Here is a 25,340-nt window from a genome sequence, read left to right as displayed (position 1 = left end):
CGCCGGGCGGCGGCCGGAGGATCAGACGAGGCCCGGTCCGCCCGGCTCCTCGGGAAACGCGGGCAGGTCCCCCGCCTCCGCCGCCTCGATCTCGGGCGGTGCGGGCGGCCCCGCATAGGCGGCCTCCGGCTCACCGCGCAGGTCGCCGTACGCCTGCAGCGACGGCGCCGGCCCCAGTCCGGGGTCCTGCTTCATCGCGGCCGGGCCCCGACGGGCAACCGGGTCGAGCAGGGCCTGGTACGGGCCGACGGCCTGAATGCCGATCTCCCGGAGCGCGGCCCACATGGTGACCTGGTTGGCCGACAGCACCGGCATCCTCAGCTCCGCCTCGAGCTGGGGGATGACGTCGTAGGTCGGCAGGTTGGTGCAGCTGATGAACAGCGCGTCCGCCGCGCCCACCACGGCCTGCCGGGCCATGTCGACGACGTCGCGGTACGGCACCTTCCAGATGTGCCGGGTCAGCCCGAGATAGGCGCGCCCGGTGACGGTGACGCCGCCTTCGGCGAGGTAGTCCTCGAGGGCGGAGGTGACCGACAGCGTGTACGGCGTGACGAGCGCGATGCGCCGTGCACCGAGCTCCTCGAGCGCGGCGAGCAGCGCCCCCGACGTGGTCAGGCTCGGCGTCTCACCGGACTGTGCCATCGCTTCGCACATCGCGCGCTCGCCGGCGATACCGCCGACGAAGCTGCCGGAGGTGCAGGCGTACGCCGTGACGCCGGGCGACACTGCGGAGAGCGCTTGGACCGCCTCGCGCAGGGTCTCGTGCTCACTGACCATCCGGGCCAGGTCGAGGCTCACCTCGACCGGCACGAACGGTGTTCGGGTCAGGTGGAGTGACACCTCGTCCGGTACCCACCGCCACAGTTCACGGTCGAGCGCGAAGTCGAATGGTGCTACGACGCCCACGCCGCGCTGCGGCCGTGGGCCTCCCAGGAAGGAGACGTCCATGGGTTGCCCCTATGAGGAATAAGAGGGGTCGGCTGGCCGAGGGCAGCCGCAAGGAGGGAAGATCCGGTGAACACCGGGACGCCGGGACAGAACCTTTGAAGAAGTCCGTTGGCGGGCCCAGAGCGGGCCCGTGTTGACGACGGTAGTTTCACCTGCCTAGCGTGGTCAATCACACCTTGAGGCGAATTTTTTCTGGTGCACCGAGAGCCAAGCGAACCTACGTTTCGGAACGGTTTCCCGCCCATGTCGAAGAACACCCTTCTCGTCTTCGGAACCGACCCCGCACCTCGCCTCGACCGGATCTCCGGCAAGGCGAACCTGGTGTTCGCCGACGAGGAGACCCTGCCCGATCTGCTCCCCACGGCAGACGCACTGCTCGTCTGGGACTTCCTCTCGGACGCCGTCCGCAACGCCTGGCCGGGCTCCGGCCCGCGGCCCCGCTGGGTGCACACCGCGAGCGCCGGCGTCGACCGGCTGATGTGCCCGGAGCTCATCGCCTCCGACACCGTGGTGACCAACGCCCGGGGGGTTTTCGACCAGCCGATCGCCGAGTACGTCGCCGGGTTGGTGATCTCCTTGGCCAAGGACTTCCCCGGCAGTTGGGAGCTCCAGAGGCAGCGCCGCTGGCAGCACCGCGAGACCCGCCGCGTCGCCGGGACGCGCGCGGTGGTCGTCGGCTCCGGCCCGATCGGCCGGGCGGTCGCCCGCACCCTGGCCGCGCTCGGGGTGAAGGTCGACCTGGTCGGCCGTACGACTCGCGAGGGGGATCCCGAGTTCGGCCGGGTGCACGGCAGCTCGGCCCTGTGGGAGCCCGACGGCCTGCTCGGTGTCGCCGACTGGGTGGTCTGCGTCGCGCCGCTGACCGACGCCACCCGCGGCATGTTCGATGCCCGGGCGTTCGGCCGGATGAAGCCGGACGCGTACTTCATCAACGTCGGGCGCGGGCAGCTCGTGGTGCAGAAGGACCTCACCGACGCCCTCATCGACCGGGCCATCGCCGGCGCGGCCCTCGACGTCTTCGAGGAGGAGCCGCTGCCCGAGGAGAGCCCGGTGTGGGACGTCCCCAACCTGCTCGTCTCCCCGCACATGAGCGGCGACACCATCGGCTGGCGCGACGCGCTCGCCGAGCAGTTCATGGACAACTTCGAGCGCTGGGCGGCCGGGGAGCCGCTGCTCAACCTCGTCGACAAGCGCCTCGGGTACGTGCCCGTCGGCTGATCCACCCCGGCACCGGTGTTGCCCGGCGCCCGCCGGCACCGCACTCCCCGCCTCGTCGCCCCGGGTCCGCCCGGGTCTCCGCCCCTTGCAACCTGAGCTTTCGGAGGACTGGATGACGGACCTGAGCGATCTCACGGCGCACCGGCTGCTGGCGGGTTACGCCTCCGGGGACATCTCCCCGGTCGAGGCGACCCGCGCCGCGCTGGACCGCGCCGCCCGGATGGATCCGGGCATCAACGCCTTCGTCCGGGTGGATTCCGAGGCGGCGATCGCTCAGGCCGAGCAGTCGGAGGCCCGGTGGCAGCGGGGCGAGCCGCAGGGGCTGCTCGACGGTGTGCCCGTCACGGTCAAGGACATCCTGCTGCAGCGCGGTGGCCCCACCTACCGCGGCTCGTGGACGGTCCCCGACGACGGGCCGTGGGACGAGGACGCGCCGTCGGTGGCCCGGCTGCGCGAGCACGGGGCCGTCTTCCTGGGCAAGACGACGACACCGGAGTTCGGCTGGAAGGGCGTCACCGACAGCCCGCGGCACGGGGTGACGGGCAACCCGTACGACCCGCGGCTGACGGCCGGCGGTTCCAGCGGCGGCAGTTCGGCGGCGGTCGCCCTGGGTGCGGGCCCGCTGAGCCTGGGGACGGACGGCGGCGGCTCGGTGCGCATCCCGGCGTCGTTCTGCGGCATCTTCGCACTCAAGCCCACCTACGGGCGGGTTCCGCTCTACCCCGCGAGCGCTTTCGGCACCCTCGCGCACGTCGGCCCGATGACACGGGACGCCCGGGACGCGGCGCTGATGATGGACGTGATCAGCGGCGCGGATGCCCGCGACTGGTCCCAGCTCGGCCCGGTCGACGAGGGGTTCCGCAACGGCCTCGACAGCGGGGTGGCCGGGCTGCGCATCGCCTACTCCCCCGACTTCGGCGGCCGGGTCCCGGTCGATCCGGAGGTCGCCGGGGCCGTCCGGCGGGCGGTGGACCGGCTCGCCGACCTCGGCGCGCGGGTCGAGGAGGCCGACCCCGGGTTCGCGGACCCCGTCGAGGCGTTCCACGTGCTGTGGTTCAGCGGCTCGGCCCGCGTCACCCAGCACCTGGACGGCAAGCAGCGGGAGATGCTCGACCCGGGCCTGCGGGAGATCTGCGAGGAGGGCGCGCGCTGCAGCGCGCTGGACTACCTGGCGGCGGTGGACGTGCGGATGGCGCTCGGCAGGGCCATGGGGATCTTCCACGAGACGTACGACCTGCTGGTCACGCCCACCATGCCGATCACGGCCTTCGAGGCGGGCGTCGAGGTGCCGAAGGGTTCCGGCCACACCCGCTGGACGGGCTGGACGCCGTTCACCTACCCGTTCAACCTCACCCAGCAGCCCGCCGCCAGCGTGCCCTGCGGGCTCACCGGTGACGGGCTGCCGGTCGGGGTTCAGCTGGTGGGGGCGCGCCACGCGGACCGTACGGTGCTGCGCGCGGCGCATGCCCTCTACACCAGCGGGGCCGCCGAGATCACTCCACCCGGCGGAAGTTGAGCGTCTCGCCGATGGCTCCCGCCCGCCACAGGTCCTGGCAGGCGGCGGCCATCTCGTCCAGCCCCTCGACGATGGATCCCCAGACGATGCCCGGGACCCATCCCGCGTCGCCGTTGATGAGGAGGTTGTTGCGCTCGTAGAAGAGCGCGAGGTCGACGACCTGGGCCCGGCCCTGGTGCTTGGCCTCCGTCTCGTACCCGTAGGACTTGGTGGCCAGCTGGGTGTCGGTGAAGGAGAAGTAGCACAGGTCCCCGGGGATCGGGGTGATCGTCGGGTTCTCCAGGGGCGGCTCTTCGGGGGCGAACGTGGGGATCAGGGTGTAGATCTCGTTGCGCGCGTACTTGGCGTGGTAGACGTCGCCGCCGAGGGGCAGCGCGTTCCAGACCGCGTCGCAGGTGACGGGCGCTCGGTCGTCGAGGAGCTTTGCCTTACAGGTGACGCCGCGCTTGTCCAGCGAGACTTCGATGAATCGGTCTGCCATCGTAAGTCCTCTCGATCGGTTCCTTGATCGATTGTGCCCCCGGAGTCAAGGGCGCAACGGCCGGATAAACGTCCGAAAACGATCCGCATGTTCCCCCCACAGGCTGGGTAGACGCGCGCCCATGGCTCACCATAGGGGAACGACATGATCGAAAGAACTGTCGGCCGCCGCTCTCTGCTGACCGGAGCGGCTGCGCTCGGCGCGATGGGGATGATCGGCTGCAGCCGAGCGCCGGACGCCGGCGAAGTCGAGGGCGGGGATCTCCTCCGGCGACTGCGCGATCGCGGCACCGTCAAGGTGGGGATCGCCAGCGAGCCCCCCTTCGGATACATCGACAAGGACGGCACTGCGACCGGGGAGGCCCCCGAGATCGCCCGGGTGGTCTTCAAGCGGATGGGCATACCGGAGATCGAGGCCGTGCCCGTCGAGTTCGGCGCCCTCATCCCGGGCCTGAAGGCCCAGCAGTTCGACGTGGTCTCGGCCGGCATGTACATCCAGCCGGACCGCTGCGCCCAGGTGCTGTTCTCCGACCCCGACTACCTGATGCTCGACTCCTTCATCGTGCCGAAGGGCAACCCGAAGAAGATCAAGGGGTACAAGGACTTCGCCGACGGCAAGCTGAAGCTCGCCACCGGCACGGCCTACGCGGAGATCGACTACGCCGTGGCCGCCGGGGTCAAGCGCGGCGACATCCTCATCCTCCCCGACCAGGTGGCCGGCCTCGACGCCGTGACGCAGGGACGGGTCGACGCCTTTGCCGGCACCAACATCACCGTCAAGGGCGTCGTGAAGGGATCCAAGCGGGCCGAGGCGACCGAGGCGTTCCAGCCGGTGGTCGACGGAAAGCCGGCCTACGGCGCCGGCGGCTTCGCGTTCCGCCTCTCGGAGAAGAACCTCCGGGACGCGTTCAACAAGGAGCTGCACAAGCTCAAGGACAGCGGGGAGCTGCTGCGCATCGTCCGGCCCTTCGGTTTCACCGAGACGGAGATGACCGATCTGACCGCCAAGGAGCTCTGCGGCTGATGATGACATCGGAATTCTTCGAGAGCTGGTTCCTCCCCGGCATCTGGATCACCATCCAGGTCACGGTCTACAGCGCCGTTCTCGCGGCCGTGGTCTCGTTCACCGTCGGCACGCTGCGCACGTCGCAGTTCTGGATCGTGCGGTTCCTGGCCGGCATCTACTTCGAGATCTTCCGCGGCACGTCCGCCCTGGTCTTCATGTTCTGGATGGCCTTCGCCGTGCCGCTGCTCTTCGGGGTGCAGTTCCTGCCCATGGGCGCGGGCGTCCTGGCGCTGGGCCTCACCTACGGGGCGTACGGGTCCGAGATCGTCCGCGGCGCGCTGGCGGCGGTCGCGCCGGCCCAGCGCGAGGCGGGCATCGCGCTGAACTTCACGCGCATGCAGCGGCTGCGCCGCATCGAGCTGCCGCAGGCGTGGCCCGAGATGGTGCCGCCGTTCAACAACCTGCTGATCGAGCTGCTCAAGGGAACCGCGCTGGTGTCGGTGATCACCGTGGCCGACATGACCTTCTCGGGGAACCTGCTCCGGCTGGCGACCAACGCGAGCGCGCCGATCTACACGCTGCTGCTGGTCCTGTACTTCGTCCTGGCCTTCGTCCTGACGCGCGGCATGCGGGTGCTGGAGCGGCAGGCCAAGGCGGGCATCGGCCAGACGCCGCCCTCATCGGGTCTTTTCAGCGGACTCCGCAGCAAGTCCACTGACACTGCGGTCACCGGAGGTGTCAAGTGAACAGCTGGTCCTGGAGTGTCGTCCAAGAGTTCATGCCGCGGTTCTGGGACGGGGTGATCATCACCCTGGAGGCCCTGGCCCTGGGCACGCTCATCGCGTTCACGCTGGGCCTGTTCTGGGCTCTGGCGCAGCGCTCGTCCGTGAGGTGGATCCGGGTCCCGGTGGTGGCGTTCACGGAGTTCGTCCGGAACACCCCGCTGCTCGTCCAGCTCTTCTTCCTCTTCTACGTGGTCCCGGAGTGGGGCCCCTCGATGTCGGCGCTCACGACCGGCATCGTGGGCCTCGGCCTGCACTACTCGACCTACACGGCCGAGGTCTACCGGGCGGGCATCGACGGTGTCCCGGCCGGCCAGTGGGAGGCGGCGACGGCACTCAACCTGCCGCGGGTCCACACCTGGCGTGCGGTGATCCTGCCGCAGGCCATCCGCCGCGTCGTTCCGGCGCTGGGCAACTACGTCGTGGCCATGCTCAAGGACTCCCCGATGATCGCGGTCATCGGCGCCCTCGACATGCTCGGCGAAGCCCGGGCGTTCAGCAACGAGACCTTCACCAGTGAGGCACTGACCGTGGTCGGTGTCGCCTTCATCCTGATCGCCTACCCGGCTTCCCTTCTCATGCGATACCTGGAGCGTCGTCTTGTCCACTGACCAGAACCCGTCCGTCCCGGGCAGCAAGGACGGCACCGAGCTCATCCGGTTCGACCGCGTCACCAAGCGGTTCGGCTCCAACACCGTGCTGGACAACCTGGACTTCACGGTCGCCCCCGGCAAGCACGTCACACTGATCGGCCCCTCCGGCTCCGGCAAGACCACGATCCTGCGTCTGCTGATGACGCTGATCAGACCGGACGAGGGCACGATCAGGGTCGACGGGGACTGCCTCACGCACGAGGACAAGGGCGGCGTGCTGCACCCGGCCGGTGAGAAGCACATCCGCGAGGTGCGCAAGAAGATCGGCATGGTCTTCCAGCAGTTCAACCTCTTCCCCAACATGAAGGTGCTGCGGAACATCACCGAGGCGCCGGTCCACGTGCTGGGGATGAGCAAGGACGAGGCCGAGGAGCGGGCGCGCGAGCTGCTCGAGCTGGTCGGCCTGACCGAGCACATCGACAAGTACCCGACGCAGCTGTCCGGCGGTCAGCAGCAGCGGGTGGCGATCGCCCGGGCGCTGGCCATGCGCCCGCAGGTGCTGCTGCTCGACGAGGTGACCTCGGCGCTGGACCCGGAGCTGGTGGCCGGCGTGCTGGACGTGCTGCGTGACATTGCGCACTCGACCGACATCACCATGCTCTGCGTCACGCACGAGATGAACTTCGCGCGGGACATCTCGGACGACGTGCTGATGTTCGACCAGGGCAAGGTGATCGAGTCCGGTTCACCGGAAAAGATCTTCAACGACCCGGAGAACGAGCGTACGCGCGAGTTCCTGAGCGCCATCCTCTAGAGGAACCTGATCAGCAGCCCGACCAGTGCCGCTGACATATGCCAAGGCGACGCGTTCCTGCACACAGCAGCAGGAACGCGTCGCCGAAGCTGTTCAACGCCCCCTCCATTCCGGCGTCTTGACCGGTATCGTGTGGGAGAGGACAAACAAGCGGTCACACCTGCTAGGGGGACACCGTGGCGCAGCAGCCGGAGCCACCCGCGCCCTTCCACTCGGTCCAGCACGCCCTCCGCATCCTCGACACGGTCGTCAAGCACAACGCGGGCGTGACCGACACGGAGATCGCCCGCGACACCGGCCTGCCGACCACCCATCTGTCCCGCATGCTGCTGATGCTCCGCCGCGAGGGGTACGTCGAACAGCTCTCGGACGGTGCGTACGTCATCGGCGACTCGCTGCTGATGCTGGGGTCGGCCGGCGACCGCCGCCGCGCCCTCTCCGAGAAGCTCCAGTCGACGCTCGGCGAGCTGCGCGACACCGTCGGGGCGGCGGTCTACATCAGCCGCTACATCGACGGCGAGGTCAAAATCACCCAGTATGCGGACGGGCCGCGCGCGCCCAAGGTCAACGAGTGGGTCGACTTCCGTTCCGCCGCGCACGCCAGCGCCGTCGGCAAGTGCCTGCTCACCCAGCTCGACCACAACGGCCGGCGCGACCACCTGTCCCGGCACAAGATCGCCCGGCTGACCTCCCGGACGATCACGAACGAGAAGGTGCTGTTCACCAAGCTGGACAACCAGCCGCCCACGGTCCCGGTACTGGACCTGCAGGAGTACGCGGTGGGCACGGTCTGCGCGGCGGTCCCGATCACGGCCGGCCAGTCCGTCGGCTGCCTCGCGCTCTCACTGCCGCTCGAGCACGCGCACCGCCTGCGCCGGGCCGCCGACACCCTCAACCGCAGGGCCGCGCCGGTGCTGCTGTCGCTCACGATCTGACCCGGTCGGGAGCACCCTCCCGGACCAGGTAGTATTTTCTCCGCCAGCAGGCGCCGTTAGCTCAGTTGGTTAGAGCAGCTGACTCTTAATCAGCGGGTCCGGGGTTCGAGTCCCTGACGGCGCACCTGTCCAGGCCCCCTTCGTGATCACGGAGGGGGCCTGAGCTTTTCCCCGGAAGGGTTTTCGCGCCTTCGTGCACGCCGCTACGCTCCCCCCGTGGGGACGACCGACGGCTGCACCGACGGCACGGAGACCCGGGACGGGCTGCCGTTCGTCGACGAGCACACGGTCCTGGTCCCCGCGCCGCGGCCTCGGGTGTGGGCCGCACTGGAGAGCCCTCGCGTCACCTCCTTGCGCCTCACCGAGGGCGGCCTGCCGGCGAGGATGCTCGGGACGTCCCCGCCCGCCGGCTTCGAGGTGGCACAGAGCTCCCCGCCCGAGCGGCTGGCGCTGGCCGGCCGCCACCGCTTCTCCCGGTATCTGCTCGTCTTCGAGCTCGCGGACACGGGGGACGGCGGCACCCGGCTTGCCGCCCGGACCTTCGCGGCGTTCCCCGGTGCCCGCGGCCGCCTCTACCGCGTGCTGGTGATCGGCACCCGCATCCACGTGCTCGCCACGCGCCGCATCCTGCGGTCGGTCCGTCGTCTCAGCGTCGAGCCGACCGCTCCGGGGGACCCGGCCGCGTGATCACCCGGCCCCGGGCCCTCCCCCACCCGGTACGGAGCACTCCCCGAGGTCGGGTAGGATCTCTACTGTCAGCAGGCGCCGTTAGCTCAGTTGGTTAGAGCAGCTGACTCTTAATCAGCGGGTCCGGGGTTCGAGTCCCTGACGGCGTACGGACAGTCCGCCCCTTCGCAGCGCGAAGGGGCGGATTTCTTTTTCCCCGGCCGGCGGCTCACCCCGCGCTGCGGCCCGTCACCGCGCGGCTCCCGGCGATGCCGCCTCCACGGCGCCCGTCAGATAGGCCGAGACCACGACGTTCGCCTCGTACGTGTGCCGCTCCCGGTCGTACGCTCCCCCGCAGGTGATCAGACGCAGCTCGGCCCGTCCGCGTTTCCGCACCCCGTAGGCGCGGTCCGGGTCGAACCGCTTCCGCGGGACCACGTCGACGCTCTCCACGGTGAAGTTCGCCACCGAACCGTCGGAGCGTGACACCCGCACCTGGTCGCCGGCCGTCACACGGCGCAGGGCGTGGAAGACCGCCGGCTGCGACGAGGTGTCGACATGACCGACGAGGACGGCCGCCCCGGCCGAGCCCGGCGCGGCGCCGCCCTTGTACCAGCCGACCACGTCGGGGGTGGTGAAGGGCGGCGGGTCCACGGCCCCGTTGCCGTCGAGGCCGCGGGCGACAACGGGCGCGTGGACCCCCACGGACCGGATGTCGAGCCACTTCGGGGCGACCGCCGGCATCGGCTCCCGGGCCGGCACCAGCGGCTCCGCGGCCGGCCTGCCCTTCGCCGCCGCCCCGGCGGCGGGCGTGGCAACGCCCTGCCCTTCGCTGATCCCCCGCCCCCACAGGAACAGCCCGCTGAGCACGGCGAGCCAGGTCAGGAGGATCAGCAGCCGCCCGGCCCCGGTGCGGACCGGGCTGCGGTCCTCGTACACCTCCGGCGCCGTCAGTGGGAGGAGGCGCGGGAGCGGCGACGGCGTACCGCGGTGCCGCCGACGGCGACGGCCGCGCCGCCCGCCAGGGCCAGCCCGAAGGCGACCTCGGCGACGCCGGGCCCGTTCGGGTCGGCCTCCGCTGCGGTTCCGCCGCCACCGGCGCGCACGGGCGCGGTGGGCCGGATCTCCTCGGTGGACGCCGATGCCGACGCAGAGGCGGTGACGGTGAAGCTGCCCTCGGCGTTGCAGTCCCTGTGGTGGATCCGGTAAGTGCCGGGGGCGGTCGTGGAGCGGACGGTCGCCTCGGCGGACAGCACGTCGTCGCCGTCGTCCGAGGCCGCGACGTGAGCGTCGGCGACGAACGCCTCGGACGTGGCCACGCCCTTCTTCTCCGTACAGCCCTCGATCCGGATCACGACGTCCGCGCCGGCGGTGACCACGGCAGGGGTGACGATGATCGTCGCGGTGGCGGAGGCGGTGCTTCCGCTGGGGTCGGCCGTGACGGACGTGTCATCCGGTTCATCGGACTCGTCCAGGTCGGGCAGGGTTTCGGGTTCGGTTCCGGTGTCGAGACTCGTCGTGTCGTCGATGCCCGGGTCGTCGACCGCGTGGGCGGGCAGCACCACGGCGGTCAGCAGTGCGGTGGTGGCGGCTGCGACGGCGGCGGAACGGGTGATTCGTCCAGTGACAGAGCGCATCGTGAAACCTCCCGGTGTATCCGAGGTTCACGGCAGGCCCGTCCGTCCGCATCCGCTGCGTGGCCGCGCTACTCCATTCGGCGGTGGTTTCCCGTTCGACGGCGTATGCGTGGCCGGTTCAGATGCGTTCGACGAGGTCCGCGATGGAGTCGACGACCGTGGAGGGCCGGAACGGGTGCCGCTCGATCTCCTCGTTGCTGGCCGTCAGCCCCGTGAGCACCAGGAACGTCTCCATGCCCGCCTCGAGTCCGGCCAGCACGTCGGTGTCCATCCGGTCACCGATCATGGCGGACGTCTCCGAGTGAGCCCCGATGGCGTTGAGCCCGGCCCGCATCATCAGCGGGTTGGGCTTGCCGACGAAGTAGGGGTCCTGGCCGGTCGCCTTGGTGATCAGCGCGGCGACGGATCCGGTGGCGGGCAGCGCTCCCTCGGCGGAGGGGCCGGTCTCGTCCGGGTTGGTGGCGATGAACCGGGCTCCGCGGTTGATCAGGCGGATCGCCTTGGTGAGCGCCTCGAAGCTGTAGGTCCGGGTCTCGCCGAGCACGACGTAGTCCGGCTCGACGTCGGTGAGGACGTAGCCGATGTCGTGCAGGGCGGTCGTCAGGCCGGCTTCGCCGATGACGTAGGCGGTGCCGCCGGGCCGCTGGTCGTCGAGGAACTGCGCGGTGGCCAGGGCCGAGGTCCAGATGTTGCCGACGGGAACGTCCAGGCCCATCCGGGAGAGCCGGGCGTGGAGGTCGCGCGGGGTGTAGATGGAGTTGTTGGTCAGTACCAGGAACGGCTTGCCGGAGTCGCGGAGACGCTTGATGAAGGCGTCGGCGCCGGGGATCGGTATTCCTTCATGGATGAGGACGCCGTCCATGTCGGTCAGCCAGGACTCGATCGGCTTGCGTTCTGCCATGGCAGCTCTCCCTGTCGCCGGCCTGCGGTGATCCGTGGTGCGGTGGTCACCAGCGTATCGGTCGGCGATTCAGCGGCCGAGGCGGCGGCTGCGGCGCACCAGGAGGCCGCCGAGGCCGACGAGAGCGGCGGCGGTCGAGAGTCCGGCGGCGGCGGTGGCGGGGTTCGGTCCGGTCTCCGCGAGCTCGGGTGGACGGGAGGCGCGGGGTGGCGCGGCGGGGTCGGCCGTCCCGTCCTTCGACGGGCCGGTCCCGTCCGACGGCCGGCGGCTCTCGGCGGCGCCGCCGGTCCGGGGCGGCTGCGGTTCGCCGGTCCGGGACGCCCCGGGGTCGGCGCCGGGGCTCCGGGACGCTCCGGTGCGAGGTCCGGTCCCGGTCCTGGCGGGCGCGGGCTCGTCACCGGTTGCGGCCCCCGCCGACGGCTCGTCCGCGGGCTCGGCCCGCCCTCCCGTGCCGATCCGGAAGCTGTATCCGTTTGACCGGCCGACCCAGTCACCGTCGTCGTCACGGCGCTGCACGGCGGCCACCTTCAGCTCGACCCGGTTGTCGGCCGCGTCGGGGGCGAACCGCATCCGCACCCGCAGCGTCAGCGTGCGGCCGCGGCCCACGGCGAAGCCCTGCCGGTCGGCGGTGTCGAAGACGCCGACGGTCTCGTCGTGTTCGGTCCGCTCGAGCTCGACGGGATGCCAGCCGCGTCGGCCGGGGGCGGCGTACTCGAGGCGGACCTGTCCTGGCTTGAGCTTGCGCTCCCGGTCGACCAGGACCGCGACCGGGTGGATGCTGCGGCAGGCGGCCTTCGTGGTGTTGCGCAGGTCGAGCTTCCAGGTGTGCCCGCCGCCTCCGGGTTCGTAGTCCTTCGCTCCCGGGCGGACGCGGGTCTCGATCGGGAAGTCTTCGCTCTCGGGGTCCCCGCAGTACGGCTCGGGCGGCTGGTTCTCCGGGGGCCCTGCCGGATCGTCCGCCCCGGGACCGGCGATCGCCGTGTCCCCGGGTGCCGGATCGGGGGCCGGAGCCGCCGAGCCCGGCTGGGCACCGAGCGGGGCGATCACGGCCGCGGTCACGACGGCGACGGCACTGGCGGCGAGGGCGTTGCGCAGGCGCATGGGGGGACCTTCGTGGGGCCGGCGGGCAGGACGTCCACCGCACACCGGGGGACCCGGGTGCGATCACGGTGGGAACATGCCCGGCCACGCAACGTTCCCGACCGTGTCGCCGGGCGAACCACCCGACCGCACGACGGCTCTCGCCCGACCGGCCCAGCGGGTGTGCGGGGACCCCCTGCCCACCCCCGGCCGGGCGTCCCGGCGAACACGTTGCTGCAATGGAGCCATGACTGGCACAGGCAAGGGCACCCAGGACCACCCGTTCCGCGTCGGCCTCGTCGGGTACGGCACGGCGGGCTCGTTCTTCCACGCGCCGCTGATCGCGGCCGCCGAGGGGCTGCGGCTCGACACGATCGTCACGGGGAACGCCGAGCGGCGTGCCCACGCCCGCGCGGAGCACCCGGACGTCCGGTTCGCGGAGTCGGCCGACGAGCTGTGGGAGCACGGCGGCGACCTGGATCTGGTCGTCGTCGCCTCGCCGAACCGCACCCATGTCCCGGTGGCGCGGGCCGCGCTGGAGGCCGGGCTGCCGGTCGTCGTCGACAAGCCGATCGCGGCGACCGCGGCGCAGGCCCGGGAGTTGGGGACGCTGGCGGAGTCGCGCGGGCTGCTGCTGTCGGTGTTCCAGAACCGGCGCTGGGACAACGACTTCCGCACGCTGCGGGCCCTGCTCGACGACGGGGCGCTCGGCGAGGTCCAGCGGTTCGAGTCCCGGTTCGAGCGGTGGCGCCCGCGGCTGAAGGGCGGCTGGCGCGAGTCCGGCGACCCGGCGGAGGTCGGCGGGCTGCTCTACGACCTGGGAAGCCATGTCGTCGACCAGGCCCTGGTGCTGTTCGGCCCGGCGGTACGGGTGTACGCGGAGGCCGACGTCCGCCGGGAGGGTGCCGCGGCCGACGACGACACCTTCATCGCCGTCACCCATGCGAACGGCGTCCGTTCGCATCTGTGGATGAGCGCGACGACCGCCCAGCTCGGGCCCCGGTTCCGGGTGCTGGGCAGCACCGCGGGCTATGTGAAGTACGGGCTCGACCCGCAGGAGGCCGCGCTGCGCGAGGGCCTGCGGCCGGGCTCGGCGCCGGACTGGGGGGTCGAGGACGACTCGCTGTGGGGCCGGCTGGGTGCCGGCGAGTCGCCGCTGTCGGGCGGGGGCGAGCCCGTCCCGTCGCTGCCGGGCGACTATCCGGCGTACTACGCGGCGGTGGCCGCGGCGCTGCGCGACTCCACCCCGCCGCCGGTGTCGGCCTTCGAGGCGGCGGCGGCGCTGGACGTTCTGGAGGCGGCCCGGCGGTCGGCGAGCGATGGTGGAACCGTGACATTGACGTCCGGCTCCCGCTGAGTTCCCGAGGGGTCGCGCCGACGTCCGGCTCCCGGCGGCACCCGGTTCTCGAAAGGCGCACGGCATGAACGCTCCCGCAGACTCCACGGCTTCCGGCGCGACGGGCCCGTCGGGTGTTCCGGGCGCTCCGGCTCCGGGCGGCGTGCAGGCCGGTCCGGCCGGCCGGACCGAGCCCGGATACGTCGCCGCCCCGGGCTATCCCGCCGATCCGACCGAGCTGATCCGCGAGTTGGAGGCGCAGGAACGCCGCCTGGTGCTGCGCGGGTTCACCCATGACGACGCCTGGCACCTGGGTTCGCTCCTGGTGGAGCTGGCCCGGCTGCGCGAGGCACCGGTCGCCGTCGACATCCGGCGGGGGGTGCAGCAGCTGTTCCACTGTGCCCTGGAGCGGGCCACGGCGGACAACGACGTGTGGCTCGAGCGCAAGTGCCGGGTCGTGGAGCGGTACGCGGAGAGCTCGTTCCTGGTGGGGGCCCGGTTCCGCGCCAAGGGCACCACGTTCGAGGCGTCGTCCCGGCTGGACCCGGACCGGTATGCGGCGCACGGCGGGGCGTTCCCGATCAACGTCGCCGGGGTGGGCGTCGTCGGTGTGATCGCGGTCTCGGGGCTTCCGCAGGCGGACGACCACGCGCTGGTCGTCGAGGCGTTGGAACGCTTCATGCAGGGCGGCCGGAACGTCGTCGGGGCCTGAGCGCAGCCGGTCGGTGCAGTTGCACAGGACGCCGGCCGGGGGCCGAACCGGCCCGCCTCGCGGCCCATCCGCGACGGGCGCCGGGCCTCCGGGCCCGCCGCCCTCCGCCCGGCTCTTTCCGGCCCCTCACAGCCGCGCGGGGCGGAGGGGTAGTCTCACCGCCTGTGCCCGCAATGCCCGCTTCCGTTGGAGTCCCGCATGCCCCTGGTCGGTGAGTCGTTCGTCGCTCGCTGGGAGAAGCGCACTCTCCCCTGGATGACCGGCCTCGCACTGCTGTCCCTCGTCGTCTACGTGTCCTCGGCGGCGACTGAGAGTCCCCCGCTGCTGTGGTCCGTGATCGACTACGGGATCTGGGCGCTGTTCGCCGCGGACTTCGTTCTGCGGTTCTCCCTGGCCGAGAACCGGTGGACGTTCCTGAAGCGCAACCCTCTCGACGTCCTGGCGCTGCTGGTGCCGTCGATGCGGGTGCTCCGGGCCCTCACGATCATCGGGCGGCTGTCGGTGGTCGCCCGGCGCGGCAGGTCGGAACGGCTGCTGGCCTCGACGGGCATCGTCGTCGCCATGGCGATCCTGGCCCTGGCGGCTGCGGTGCTGCAGGCGGAGCGGAACGCTGCGGGCTCGACGATCACCAGCCTGCCCGACGCCTTGTGGTGGGCCATGACGACGACCACGACGGTCGGGTACGGGGACCTGGCGCCGGTCACCGCTGCCGGACGCCTCTACGGCTCGGTTCTGATGATCATCGGAATCGGCACCATGGGCACGGTCACCGCGGCGCTGGCCTCGCGTCTGGTGGTCCCGCCACGGGCCGGCGCCGTGCCGGACGCGGCAGAGCCGGCGGTCCTGCCCCGCCAGGCTGACGGGCAGGCGGTGTCCGGCGCCCGGGAGGCTCTGGACGGGCTGCACCGGCTGGGCGAGCTGCACGCGGCCGGGGTCCTCACCGAGAGCGAGTTCACGGCGAAGAAGCGGGAACTTCTCTCCCGCATCTGATAGCCCCGACGCGAAGCGCCCCTTTCCCGGCCGGGTATTCGGCCCGGTCCCTCGGGCCTCCGCCGGATGCCTCATGATCACTGGGCGCTCCGACGGTGGCGACAGTTGCGGGGCGCACCTAGCGTCGAACTATGACCATGTCGCACGACGAGGAGCAGGTCGAGAAGGCCAATGCCTCGGGCCTGACACCTGTCGTCTTCGTCCACGGGCTCTGGCTGCTGCCCAGCAGCTGGGACCGGTGGGCCGCGCTCTTCGAGGAGCGGGGTTACGCGGCGCTCTCTCCGGGCTGGCCCGACGATCCGGCCGACGTGGCCGAGGCGAACGCGCACCCGGAGGTCTTCGCCGGCAAGACCGTGGGGCAGGTCGCGGACCACTTCAGCGGTGTCGTCAGCGGGCTGGAACGCAAACCCGTGATCGTCGGGCATTCCTACGGCGGCCTGCTGGCGCAGATCCTGGCGGGCCGCGGTCTGGCGGTGGTGACGGTGGCCATCGGTCCGGCCCCGTTCCGCGGCGTGTTGCCGCTGCCCGTCTCGGCGCTTCGCTCGTCGCAGCCGGTGCTCAGCAATCCGGCCAACCGGAACCGGGCGGTCCCGCTGACGTACGAGCAGTTCCGGTACGCCTTCGCCAACGCCCTGAGTGCGCCGGAGGCCGAGGAGCTGTTCGCGACCTACGCCGTGCCGGCGCCCGGAGCACCGCTCTTCCAGACGGCGACGGCCAATCTGAACCCCTGGACGGAAGTGAGGGTCGACAGCAAGAACCCCGACCGCGGGCCGCTGTTGATCATTTCCGGCGAGAAGGACAACACCGTTCCCTGGTCGATCGCCAACGCCTCCTACCGCAGGCAGCGGCGCAACAGGGCGGTCACCGAGATCATCGAGATACCCAACCGCGGGCACGCCCTCACGATCGACAGCGGATGGCGGGAGGTCGCCGAGACCGCCCTGTCGTTCACCGGCCGCTTCGTGTGATCCGCAGAAAGGGAAAGATCCCATGGGCACCGTCAACGCCGCCGACGGCATCACGGAGATCTACTACAAGGACTGGGGCACCGGGCAGCCGGTGGTGTTCAGCCACGGCTGGCCGCTCAACGCCGACGCGTGGGATCAGCAGCTCGTCCTGGTGGCCGAGAACGGCTTCCGCGCGGTCGCGCACGACCGACGCGGCCACGGCCGGTCCGACCAGCCCTGGGGCGGGCACGACATGGACACCTACGCCGACGATCTCGCCGAGCTGATGGACACGCTGAACCTGCGGGACACGATCCTGGTGGGGCACTCCACGGGTGGCGGGGAGGTCGCCCGGTACATCGGCCGGCACGGCAGTTCGCGGGTGGCGAAGGTCGTCCTGCTGGGCGCGGTCCCCCCGCTGATGCTCAGGACGGACGACAATCCGGACGGCACCCCGATCGAGGAGTTCGACGCCATCCGGGCCGGGGTCCGGGCGGACCGCTCGCAGTTCTACCAGGACCTGACCGCGCCGTTCTACGGCGCCGACCGGCCGGACCCCGACGTCTCGGAGGGCGCGCGCGACGCGTTCTGGCTGATGAGCATGCAGGTCGGGCTGAAGGCCGCGCTGGACTGCATCAAGGCGTTCTCGGAGACGGACTTCACCGAGGACCTCAAGCGGTTCGACGTCCCCACGCTCGTCGCGCACGGCGACGACGACCAGATCGTCCCGATCAAGGCCGCGGCGCTGCAGTCGGTGAAGCTCATCAAGGACCCGACGCTGAAGGTGTATCCGGGCGCCCCGCACGGCCTGACCGGCGGGTACCAGGAAGCCTTCAACGCGGACCTGATGGAGTTCATCCGGAGCTGAGACCGGGGTGGTGACGGGAGCCGGGGCCGGAGCGCGGGCCGGCCGGGGAGGCCGGGGAGGCCGGGCGTTCGCCCTTCGTCCCGGATGCGGTCACCGTACGCCGGGGCGCCGGGAGTTCACCGGGTCCGCGAAACGGGGGGCACGGGGCGGGCAGCCGCACCCGGCGATTGTCCGTCGCAGGTGGTTTCCTTGGGTCGGTCGCGGGACGCAGGTCCCGCCGAATCCCGGAGGCACGGATGGCTGTGACGTGGAAGCTCGTCGTCGACTGCGCTGACCCGATCCGGCTCGCCGGGTTCTGGGCGCAGGCGCTCGGCTACGTGCTCGAGGACCACAGCGCCCTCATCGACCGCCTCCTCGGCGCGGGCGCGATCGGCGAGGACGACTGGGTGCTCGTCAACGGGCACAAGGCGTTGCGCCACGCGGCGGCGGTCCGCCACCCCGACGATCCGTTCGAGGAGGCCACCGGGACCGGCCTCGGCAGGCGGCTGCTCTTCCTGACCGTCCCGGAACCCAAGCAGGGCAAGAACCGGCTGCACATCGACCTCCACTTCGGCCCCGAGAACCGGGACGCCGAGGTGGAGCACCTGAAGGGGCTCGGCGCGACGGTGCTGAACACGGTGGACGAGCACGGCAGCCGCCACGTCACCATGGCCGACCCGGAGGGCAACGAGTTCGACGTGCAGTGAGGGGGCCGGGGCCGGCTCACATCTCGGCCACATTGCAACGCCCTGCCGCCATCCCGGTGAAGGGCCGGCGCGACGGCACCACCGCGGACCACAATATAAGTGTGCCCACCATTCCTTCGTCACCGTCGGTGTCGGCCCGTATGAGTCGGCAGGTCAGCCGGGACACCTCCCCCGAGCTGGCCGTACGACGCCTGCTGCACGCGTCCGGGCAGCGCTACCGGCTCCACAGACCCGTACCGGGCCACCCCCGACGGACGATCGACATCGCCTTCCCCGGGCTCAAGATCGCTGTCTTCCTGGACGGGTGCTTCTGGCACGGCTGCCCGGAGCATGCCACCCAACCCAAGGCCAATGCGCAGTGGTGGCGCGTGAAGCTGGACCGCAACATCGCGCGGGACGCCGAGACCTCCAAGAGCCTGACCGAGGCGGGCTGGACCGTTCTCCGCTTCTGGGAGCACGAGGATCCGGCAGATGTGGCAGCCCGCATCGCCGAGGTGACCCGTGAACGACGCAGCTCCGCTCCCTCAAGACACTGACGTAGTAGCCGACTTGTGACACGAGTCGGTCGTTCGAGCCCTGCATTGCTGTCACCATTGATACAGAAAATCTTCACACGATGGTCTCACTCTGACTCCGAGGCAGCGCATGAACGACTGGCAGTTCGACGTCCCTACTGTCGGCAGCAAGCAACTACCGCCGGATGCCCGTTACATGGAGGCGCTGACCAGCCAGGGCTACGGCTTCGAGGTGGCAATCGCGGACCTCGTCGACAACTCGATCGACGCGGGCGCCAAGGACGTGGTGATCCATTTCCTCCGGGACGGGGATCGCCTCGTTTCGCTCCTCGTGGTGGATGACGGTCGGGGCATGGACGAGCAGGCCCTCGATGTCGCCATGACCATCGGCGGGCGGCGCGACTACGCCCCCGAGGCACTGGGCATGTTCGGCACAGGGCTGAAGTCCGCTTCTCTCTCGCACGCCGATGCCGTAACCGTGGTGAGCAAGACCAGGCGCTCCCGTGCGGTGGGCCGCCGCTGGCTCATGGAGCACGCCAGGACGGGGTTCCAGTGCGACATCGTCGATGCCGGCTATGCCCAGGAGCTGATCGACCGATACGCCCAGCGCCCCATCGTCTGGCAGGGAACGGTCGTCCGTTGGGACGGCGTCAAGAACTTCCCGAACCATGGCGGAGGCGGACAGACCGACCGCTACCTGCAACGGACGATCAACAAGCTCGGCCTGCATCTCGGCCTTTACCTGCACCGTTTCCTGGCGAGCTCCAATTTCAACATCACGATTGCCGTGGAGGACGTCCGGACGGGCAGTGTCTACCTGGACTTCGGGGTTGAACCACTCGATCCCTTCGGCTATCCCGTCACCGGCAACGCGGACTACCCGCGCCTCTTCACCGCCTCCTTGGCCGATGCCGGCGAGATCGCCCTTGACGCACACATCTGGCCTGCGAAGTCCAACGTCGACGAGTACAAGGCCGTGGGCTCGGTGATCGACCGGCAGGGCTTCTATTTCTACCGCAATGACCGGCTGGTACAGGCCGGCGGCTGGAACAACTTCAGGCAGCCCGAGCAGCACCTCTCGCTGGCTCGTGTGGCAGTGGACCTGCCCAGTGTGGCCAACAGCGTCTTCCGACTCACCGTGAAGAAGTCGGGGGTGGAGGCCTCACCTGAGTTCGCCACGGCCTTGGAGAAGGCGAACGACACCACGGGCAGGCCGTTCACGGACTACCTGACCGCGGCGGACACGGTGTACCGGGACGCCCGTAAGCGATCGGGCACCACGCGGAAGCCCGTCATAGGGCCAGGTAAGGGCATCGCGCCCGAAGTCCGCCAGGTGATCGAGGAGGAACTGCCCCTCATCCCGCTCGAAAACCCGATCACTGTCCGCTGGCAGAAGCTGGACACGGACGTCTTCTTCGAACTGGACCGCGAAGAGCGCACGATCGTTCTCAACCAGCACTACCGGGCAGCCATTCTCGGTGGTAGACGAGGCGGTTTCAATGACGCCCCCATGCTCAAGACCTTGATGTACCTCCTGCTGCACAAAGTGTTCGAGTCCGACTACGCCGGGCCCCGCGAGAAGGACAACCTGCAGTTGTGGCAGTCGATCCTAGTTGCCGCCGCACGCAGCGAGCTGGACAGGGTGGCAGAGCATGACCAGTGAACCCTCGGAACAGCTGTACGCCTCATGGGAAAAGGTGAAGCCCTTCATCGAGGCGCGACGCAGCGCCACGCTCCTCCTGAACGGAGCACGGTCTCCGCGTGTCGACTACTGCGTCACGGACGACGGCAGCATCGCTCTGGAGCTCGAACTCGCTTCCCGGCAGCGAGTTCCCTCCTCACCGATCCCCCTGGTCCGGACCGAAGAGATCTTCCGCAACGGCTTACGCATGGCCCGTCTGCGCCTCACCCAGCAAGGTCTCCTGCGGGACTTCCACGACATGCTGAACGCCGTTGCCGATCGAGTCATCGTTCACCGGCGTACGCCCGACCAAGCGTTCAACGAAACAGTTCGGGCCTGGCGAGCCCTGCTGGAGAAGCCACGGCAGTTGAGCACGGAGAAACGCATCGGCGTCATCGGTGAGTTGATGCTGCTCGCCGTGGTGGCGGAAACAACGGGATGGCCCTCTGCCGTCGATTCGTGGAAGGGCCCGGCGGGCGAGGAGCACGACTTCGGACTACCCGGATACGACGTCGAGGTGAAGACAACGTCGTCCGAGCAGCGGCACCACGAGATCCAGGGCCTCGGCCAACTCACACCATCACCCGGTCGTCCCCTCTGGTTGGTCTCGGTCCAACTCACCCGTGGCGGAACGCACGGCAGAACCCTCGCCGAGCGAATCGAGGAGATCCGCAGACGCCTGTCCGAGGAATCGCCTGTGCATCTGGACCGATTCGACGGTCGTCTCGCGGCCGTCGGCTGGTCAGTCGATCAGCCCGACGGCGAGCGCTGGTCGCTGCGATCGGCCGCGCTGGCCCTGCCGGTGGACGACCGCCTGCCACGGCTCGACGACGGACTGTTCGAGTCGCTCCCCACGGATCACCGTACGCGGATCGATCACATCACCTACCGGATCGACCTCACCGGACTCATGCCCGGCTCATCGCTTCCCACCGAACTGGCAACTCTCCAGCAGCTCTGACAACCCCGCTCTCGAACCGAGGACTGGATGACAACCGAAGACACGACCTCCCTCTCGGACCTTCTTGATGTACACGATGCCGTGCTGGCCGGCATGCAGAAGACCGGCCCGCAGCCGATGGCTCCGGCCCTTGGCTTCTATGCCGGAAGCCTCGGTCGCGAGGCCACCGATCTGTCGCAGTTGGCCTTCCGCCAGGCCCTGACGAACGCCCCTGCCGACCACCCGCTGCTCTGGCTGTGGCGGAAGCAGCTCACCGAGTGGGATTTCCGAACCGGCGCCGACTGGTCGGCCACAGAGCCACGAACAGACGAGCGCAGGGCTGCCGTCCACGAGAAGCTGGGTTTCGATGCAGCGACTCGCGAGGTGATCGACACCCTGATCCCCGTCCAGAAGTTGTCGGGATCAGTGGTCATCAGTCGCGAGTTCACTCCCTGGCGGACCCTGCAATCACAGCAAGGACGTGACTGGTACTGGCCCAAGTACGCAGGCCTGCTGGCATCCAAGGGCTGGAGCGCAGAGGCTGTGGCGAAGCTCGACAATGCAGCAGAGCGCGTCGTCGAGCGGTTGGCCGACCCCACGGCAGAGCGCCCCTACCAATCCCGCGGCCTGGTCGTCGGATACGTGCAATCAGGCAAGACCGCCAATTTCACCGGCGTGATAGCCAAGGCGATCGACGCAGGTTACCGACTCGTGATCGTCCTAGGCGGAACGCTCAACCTTCTGCGAGCACAGACGCAGCGCCGACTCGACATGGAACTCGCCGGTCGCGAGAACATCCTGCGCAGTGCCAGTGAGGTCGACTCGGACTATGCGACGGATGCCGACTGGAACCAGGACAAGTTCCTGCGTCACGGTGGACTTCCCTCTCAGCTCGGCGCTTTCGACATCATCCGGCTGACCACGCGCGAAAACGACTACAAGCCGCTGGCTCAGGGCATCGGTGCCTTGGAGATCGAAAAGCGGGAGCAGACCAGCCCTCTGTACGACCCCCTCAACCTGCACCACAGCGCTGCTCGACTGATGGTGGTGAAGAAGAACAAGACTGTGCTCGGCAAGCTGGTCAAGGACCTCAAGAAGATCGGATCGCTGCTCAACGAGATCCCGGTCCTGATCATCGACGACGAGTCCGACGAGGCCTCGGTCAACACCGCGAACCCCAACAAGCCGGATGCCGAACGTACGGCCATCAACGGGAAGATCTCCGAACTCCTGAAGCTGATGCCGCGGTCACAGTACGTCGGCTACACGGCAACCCCGTTCGCCAATGTCTTCGTCGATCCGAGTGACACCGAGGACATCTTCCCGCGAGACTTCATCATCTCGCTTGACCGCCCGATCGGGTACATGGGCATCCAGGAGTTCCACGACATCGACTCGGACATTCCGCCTGAGGATCGCACGTTCGCCAACTCGCAGGCACGGGCGCATGTTCGCGACGTACGAGCTTCTGAGGACGAGGACGACGCCTCTCTGCGAGAGGCCGTTGACATGTTCGTGCTCACGGCCGCCATGAAGATCTACCGCGAGTTCGCAGGAGCCGAACCTCTGGGGGCGGGCCACTTTCGCCATCACACGATGCTCGTCCACGAATCGCGTCTCACCGCGGACCACCGAGAACTCGCGAATTGCCTGCTGCGTCTCTGGTATGACGGCGGCTTCACCGGCCCCGATGGGCACCAGCGACTGCGCAAACTCTTCGACGCCGATGTGGCCCCTGTTTCGGCTGCGCGCGCCGAGGGCTTCGCAGTGCCGGCGTCGTTCGAGGAGCTGGCTCCGCACATCGGCGCGGCTTGGATGCGGATCGGAGGCAACGAGAGCCCGATCATTGTCGTCAATGGTGACAAGGACATCGAACGCGGCGAAGCCGACTTCGACCAGCGCGGAATCTGGAAAATCCTTGTAGGTGGACAGAAACTCTCCCGCGGCTACACCGTGGAGGGCCTCACGGTGACCTACTACCGTCGCAGCGCGGGCAACTCCTCCACCTTGATGCAGATGGGCCGTTGGTTCGGCTTCCGCAAGGGATACCAGGATCTCGTGCGCCTCTACATCGGCCGCGAGGAGTCGACCGGCAAGAGAGAGGTCGACCTCTACGAAGCCTTCGAGGCCATCTGCCGCGACGAGGAACTCTTCCGAGAGGAACTGCGGCAGTACTCGGTGATGGTCGACGGCAAGCCCCAGGTCACTCCGGCACAGGTCCCACCGCTCGTCTCGCAGCACCTCCCCTGGCTGAAGCCCACAAGCCCGAACAAGATGTACAACGCCCGTCTTGTCGAGGTCCGCTCGGCGGGCCGGTGGATCGAACCGACTGCTTATCCGAAGACGGCGACCGCGCTGCGCCAAAACACCCAGACGTGGATACCGGTCCTGGAGAGTCTGTCCGAGGACACTGTCGAGTTCTCGCAGACGGACGAGAACGGAATGCTCCGGACGTTCCGGGCCTTCGCCGGTCTACTGCCCTCGGAGGAGCTGCTGCCCCTGCTGCGTTCCCTGAAGTGGAAGGGCGAGCAGTTCGCCCCGCACCTGGCGTTCATCGAGTCGATCGTCAAGGAAACCGCTCAGGCGGAGGACTGGTTGATCCTGGCACCCCAGCACGCTGGTCCGGGCAAGCGGGCGTCCTTCGGCCCCTCGGGGCGCACACTCTCCTGGTTCGACCGTGCACGACGTCGGGACCCGCTGTTCGGCGCGATCAGCGAACCGAAGCACCGCGCGGCCCCACTGCGCGTCGCGGGAGCGCTTCCCTCCTGCGAGGACCCCGTCACCGAACGGTTCGTATCCGAACGCCGCGGCGTCATCTCGTTGTACCCGGTGGTCGAACCTGATCAGCACGCGAGCGTGCAGGCCGGCGGCGTACTCGACCCGAGCAACACGGTCATGGCGTTCTCGTTCGTCGCCCCGGCTGCGGCGGAGCGCCCGGATCACCGTCTGGTCCGTTTCACCACCGTCGACTCGTCCCGCGAGGAAGCTCCCATCATCTCTTGCTGACCAGCCGGTTCCGTCTCCGCCGGGGGCCCGACGGGGACGGAACCGGAGCACCGGCTCAATCCCCGACCGCTCGGAGAAAAACCATTGATCGATCAGCAACGACTCACGTCACTCGAAATTTGCGCGGGGGCGGGTGGCCAGGCCCTCGGCCTCGAATGCGCGGGGTTTGATCCGGTGGCGCTGGTGGAGATCGATCGCCATGCCTGCGGAACGCTGCGCGCCAATCGCCCCCGGTGGAACGTCCTGGAAACGGACCTCCTGGCTTTCGATCCGCACGACCACCCGTACGTCCACGACGTGGACCTTTTCGCGGCGGGACTCCCGCGGGTCCGCTCGAACGCCTCGGTGGCCCGTGTCGATGGCGACCACGAACTCGCGCTCCTGAAGGCGACGATCTGGCTCGTCCACGGTGTCCGGCCTCGGGCCGTGCTGATCGAAAACGTCCCCGAGTTGGCCACGGCGGAGCCCTACGCGGAGATCCGGCACTTCGTCCAGGAGGAGCTGGAACACCTCGGATACCGGCTGTTCTGGCGGGTGTTGAACGCGTCCGACTTCGGCGTGCCGCAGGACAGGCGACAAGGGGTGCTCGTGGCCCTGGCGGAGGAAGTAGCCAAGGGGCTCGATTGGCCTGCCCCGCACCGCGAGCCTCCTCCCACCGTGGGCGAGGCGTTGATGCCGTCGATGGGCAGCGGCGGATGGCCTCATGCGGCTGCCTGGGCAGCGCGCGCCGGCCGGATCGCACCCGCCATTGTCGGTGGGTCCAAGAACCGTGGAGGGGCCGACCTGGGGCCGAGCGGGACCAAGAAGTCCTGGGCCCGGCTCGGCGTGAACGGCATCAGCATCGGAGACACCGTTCCCGACCCCGATTTCCCCTGGTTACCGCAGGGAGATCCGAAGCTGTTGCCGAAGCTCACGGTGGAACAGGTGGCGATCATCCAAGGCATGCCCGCAGACTGGGAGTTGGTGGGTGGCAAGACCTCTCGCTATCGTCAACTCGGACATGCGTGTCCGCCCCCGGTGGCGACAGCACTCGGGCATCGATTGGCGGCGGCACTCAGCCCCCGGTGACTCCGCGGGGTCTCA

At 69.5% G+C, this 25,340-nt stretch carries 25 protein-coding genes and 2 tRNA genes; 21 read left to right on the top strand and 6 right to left on the bottom strand.

Features of this window, described 5'->3' with window-relative positions; all coding sequences use genetic code 11:
- Positions 1–21: 21 nt before the first annotated feature.
- Positions 22–948: a maleate cis-trans isomerase family protein gene (locus M1E25_RS00690; protein WP_251407698.1), complete on the bottom strand. Its 927-nt coding sequence runs from the start codon at positions 946–948 to the stop codon at positions 22–24.
- 243 nt (positions 949–1,191) lie between these two features.
- On the opposite strand from M1E25_RS00690, the gene M1E25_RS00685 reads away from it, so the two are divergent.
- Together M1E25_RS00685 and M1E25_RS00680 are read left to right on the top strand one after the other, a co-directional pair.
- Positions 1,192–2,166 (top strand): D-2-hydroxyacid dehydrogenase, encoded by a 975-nt coding sequence (locus M1E25_RS00685; protein WP_251407695.1) that lies wholly within the window; start codon positions 1,192–1,194, stop codon positions 2,164–2,166.
- 112 nt (positions 2,167–2,278) lie between these two features.
- Positions 2,279–3,682 carry an amidase gene (locus M1E25_RS00680; RefSeq protein WP_251407692.1) on the top strand — a complete coding sequence of 468 codons (1,404 nt, stop codon included), beginning with the start codon at positions 2,279–2,281 and terminating at the stop codon, positions 3,680–3,682.
- On the opposite strand, the gene M1E25_RS00675 is transcribed toward M1E25_RS00680, so the two are convergent.
- The gene (locus M1E25_RS00675) at positions 3,660–4,163 is read right to left on the bottom strand and encodes a DUF3830 family protein (protein ID WP_251407689.1); all 504 of its coding nucleotides are present in this window, start codon (positions 4,161–4,163) and stop codon (positions 3,660–3,662) included. The two genes, M1E25_RS00680 and M1E25_RS00675, sit on opposite strands and share 23 nt — an antisense overlap.
- A 144-nt stretch (positions 4,164–4,307) precedes the next feature.
- Here M1E25_RS00675 and ehuB point away from each other — a divergent pair, with 144 nt between their 5' ends.
- From ehuB to M1E25_RS00635, 8 genes are all read left to right on the top strand, one after another.
- Positions 4,308–5,186: an ectoine/hydroxyectoine ABC transporter substrate-binding protein EhuB gene (gene ehuB, locus M1E25_RS00670; protein ID WP_251407686.1), complete on the top strand. Its 879-nt coding sequence runs from the start codon at positions 4,308–4,310 to the stop codon at positions 5,184–5,186.
- A complete protein-coding gene (ehuC, locus tag M1E25_RS00665) occupies positions 5,186–5,914 on the top strand; it encodes an ectoine/hydroxyectoine ABC transporter permease subunit EhuC (RefSeq protein ID WP_251407683.1) in 729 nt (242 codons plus the stop codon). Before ehuB ends, ehuC begins: the two co-directional genes overlap by 1 nt.
- Before the next feature lie 32 nt (positions 5,915–5,946).
- Complete coding sequence (ehuD, locus tag M1E25_RS00660) at positions 5,947–6,561, top strand: ectoine/hydroxyectoine ABC transporter permease subunit EhuD (protein WP_251408228.1); 615 nt, start codon at positions 5,947–5,949, stop codon at positions 6,559–6,561.
- Positions 6,551–7,357: an ectoine/hydroxyectoine ABC transporter ATP-binding protein EhuA gene (ehuA, locus tag M1E25_RS00655; protein WP_285830178.1), complete on the top strand. Its 807-nt coding sequence runs from the start codon at positions 6,551–6,553 to the stop codon at positions 7,355–7,357. Before ehuD ends, ehuA begins: the two co-directional genes overlap by 11 nt.
- Positions 7,358–7,533: 176 nt before the next feature.
- Positions 7,534–8,292, top strand: a complete 759-nt coding sequence (locus M1E25_RS00650) for an IclR family transcriptional regulator (RefSeq protein ID WP_251407680.1) — start codon at positions 7,534–7,536, stop codon at positions 8,290–8,292.
- A 50-nt stretch (positions 8,293–8,342) separates the two neighbouring features.
- A tRNA-Lys gene (locus tag M1E25_RS00645) sits at positions 8,343–8,416 on the top strand.
- Positions 8,417–8,508: 92 nt separating this feature from the next.
- Positions 8,509–8,979: a hypothetical protein gene (locus M1E25_RS00640; RefSeq protein ID WP_251407678.1), complete on the top strand. Its 471-nt coding sequence runs from the start codon at positions 8,509–8,511 to the stop codon at positions 8,977–8,979.
- A gap of 75 nt (positions 8,980–9,054) precedes the next feature.
- A tRNA-Lys gene (locus M1E25_RS00635) sits at positions 9,055–9,128 on the top strand.
- Between the two features lie 79 nt (positions 9,129–9,207).
- Here the strand turns inward: M1E25_RS00635 and M1E25_RS00630 are convergent.
- The 4 genes from M1E25_RS00630 to M1E25_RS00615 all read right to left on the bottom strand — a co-directional run bounded on the left by M1E25_RS00630 (position 9,208) and on the right by M1E25_RS00615 (position 12,597).
- Positions 9,208–9,897, bottom strand: coding sequence for a class F sortase (locus tag M1E25_RS00630; RefSeq protein WP_251407676.1), 690 nt, complete (start codon positions 9,895–9,897; stop codon positions 9,208–9,210).
- Positions 9,898–9,908: 11 nt separating this feature from the next.
- Positions 9,909–10,595, bottom strand: coding sequence for a hypothetical protein (locus M1E25_RS00625; RefSeq protein WP_251407673.1), 687 nt, complete (start codon positions 10,593–10,595; stop codon positions 9,909–9,911).
- Between the two features lie 118 nt (positions 10,596–10,713).
- On the bottom strand, positions 10,714–11,496 hold the full coding sequence (locus tag M1E25_RS00620; RefSeq protein WP_251407671.1) for an HAD-IIA family hydrolase: 783 nt from the start codon (positions 11,494–11,496) through the stop codon (positions 10,714–10,716).
- A 69-nt stretch (positions 11,497–11,565) separates the two neighbouring features.
- On the bottom strand, positions 11,566–12,597 hold the full coding sequence (locus M1E25_RS00615; RefSeq protein WP_251407668.1) for a peptidase: 1,032 nt from the start codon (positions 12,595–12,597) through the stop codon (positions 11,566–11,568).
- A 226-nt stretch (positions 12,598–12,823) separates the two neighbouring features.
- Between M1E25_RS00615 and M1E25_RS00610 the strand changes: the two genes are divergently transcribed.
- From M1E25_RS00610 to M1E25_RS00560, 11 genes are all read left to right on the top strand, one after another.
- Positions 12,824–13,933, top strand: coding sequence for a Gfo/Idh/MocA family protein (locus M1E25_RS00610; protein ID WP_251407665.1), 1,110 nt, complete (start codon positions 12,824–12,826; stop codon positions 13,931–13,933).
- Positions 13,934–14,150: 217 nt separating this feature from the next.
- On the top strand, positions 14,151–14,624 hold the full coding sequence (locus M1E25_RS00605) for a heme-degrading domain-containing protein (RefSeq protein ID WP_251408221.1): 474 nt from the start codon (positions 14,151–14,153) through the stop codon (positions 14,622–14,624).
- A gap of 198 nt (positions 14,625–14,822) precedes the next feature.
- Complete coding sequence (locus M1E25_RS00600; protein WP_251407662.1) at positions 14,823–15,614, top strand: ion channel; 792 nt, start codon at positions 14,823–14,825, stop codon at positions 15,612–15,614.
- A 137-nt stretch (positions 15,615–15,751) separates the two neighbouring features.
- Positions 15,752–16,582 (top strand): alpha/beta hydrolase, encoded by an 831-nt coding sequence (locus tag M1E25_RS00595; RefSeq protein ID WP_251408218.1) that lies wholly within the window; start codon positions 15,752–15,754, stop codon positions 16,580–16,582.
- A gap of 22 nt (positions 16,583–16,604) precedes the next feature.
- Positions 16,605–17,429 (top strand): alpha/beta fold hydrolase, encoded by an 825-nt coding sequence (locus M1E25_RS00590; RefSeq protein ID WP_251407659.1) that lies wholly within the window; start codon positions 16,605–16,607, stop codon positions 17,427–17,429.
- A gap of 236 nt (positions 17,430–17,665) precedes the next feature.
- A complete protein-coding gene (locus M1E25_RS00585; RefSeq protein ID WP_251407656.1) occupies positions 17,666–18,115 on the top strand; it encodes a VOC family protein in 450 nt (149 codons plus the stop codon).
- 140 nt (positions 18,116–18,255) lie between these two features.
- On the top strand, positions 18,256–18,651 hold the full coding sequence (locus tag M1E25_RS00580) for a very short patch repair endonuclease (RefSeq protein WP_251408215.1): 396 nt from the start codon (positions 18,256–18,258) through the stop codon (positions 18,649–18,651).
- A gap of 109 nt (positions 18,652–18,760) precedes the next feature.
- Positions 18,761–20,293, top strand: a complete 1,533-nt coding sequence (locus M1E25_RS00575) for an ATP-binding protein (RefSeq protein ID WP_251407653.1) — start codon at positions 18,761–18,763, stop codon at positions 20,291–20,293.
- Positions 20,283–21,272, top strand: coding sequence for a PD-(D/E)XK motif protein (locus M1E25_RS00570; protein ID WP_251407650.1), 990 nt, complete (start codon positions 20,283–20,285; stop codon positions 21,270–21,272). Before M1E25_RS00575 ends, M1E25_RS00570 begins: the two co-directional genes overlap by 11 nt.
- 27 nt (positions 21,273–21,299) lie before the next feature.
- A complete protein-coding gene (locus tag M1E25_RS00565) occupies positions 21,300–24,257 on the top strand; it encodes a Z1 domain-containing protein (protein WP_251407648.1) in 2,958 nt (985 codons plus the stop codon).
- An 84-nt stretch (positions 24,258–24,341) separates the two neighbouring features.
- Complete coding sequence (locus M1E25_RS00560) at positions 24,342–25,325, top strand: DNA cytosine methyltransferase (protein ID WP_251407645.1); 984 nt, start codon at positions 24,342–24,344, stop codon at positions 25,323–25,325.
- Positions 25,326–25,340 lie beyond the last annotated feature (15 nt).

Origin of the sequence: Streptomyces meridianus, assembly GCF_023703325.1 — a bacterium.
In the GTDB taxonomy this organism is placed as follows: domain Bacteria; phylum Actinomycetota; class Actinomycetes; order Streptomycetales; family Streptomycetaceae; genus Streptomyces; species Streptomyces meridianus.
Note: the sequence above shows the minus strand (reverse complement) of the source record. Positions and strands in the feature narration are given on the sequence as shown.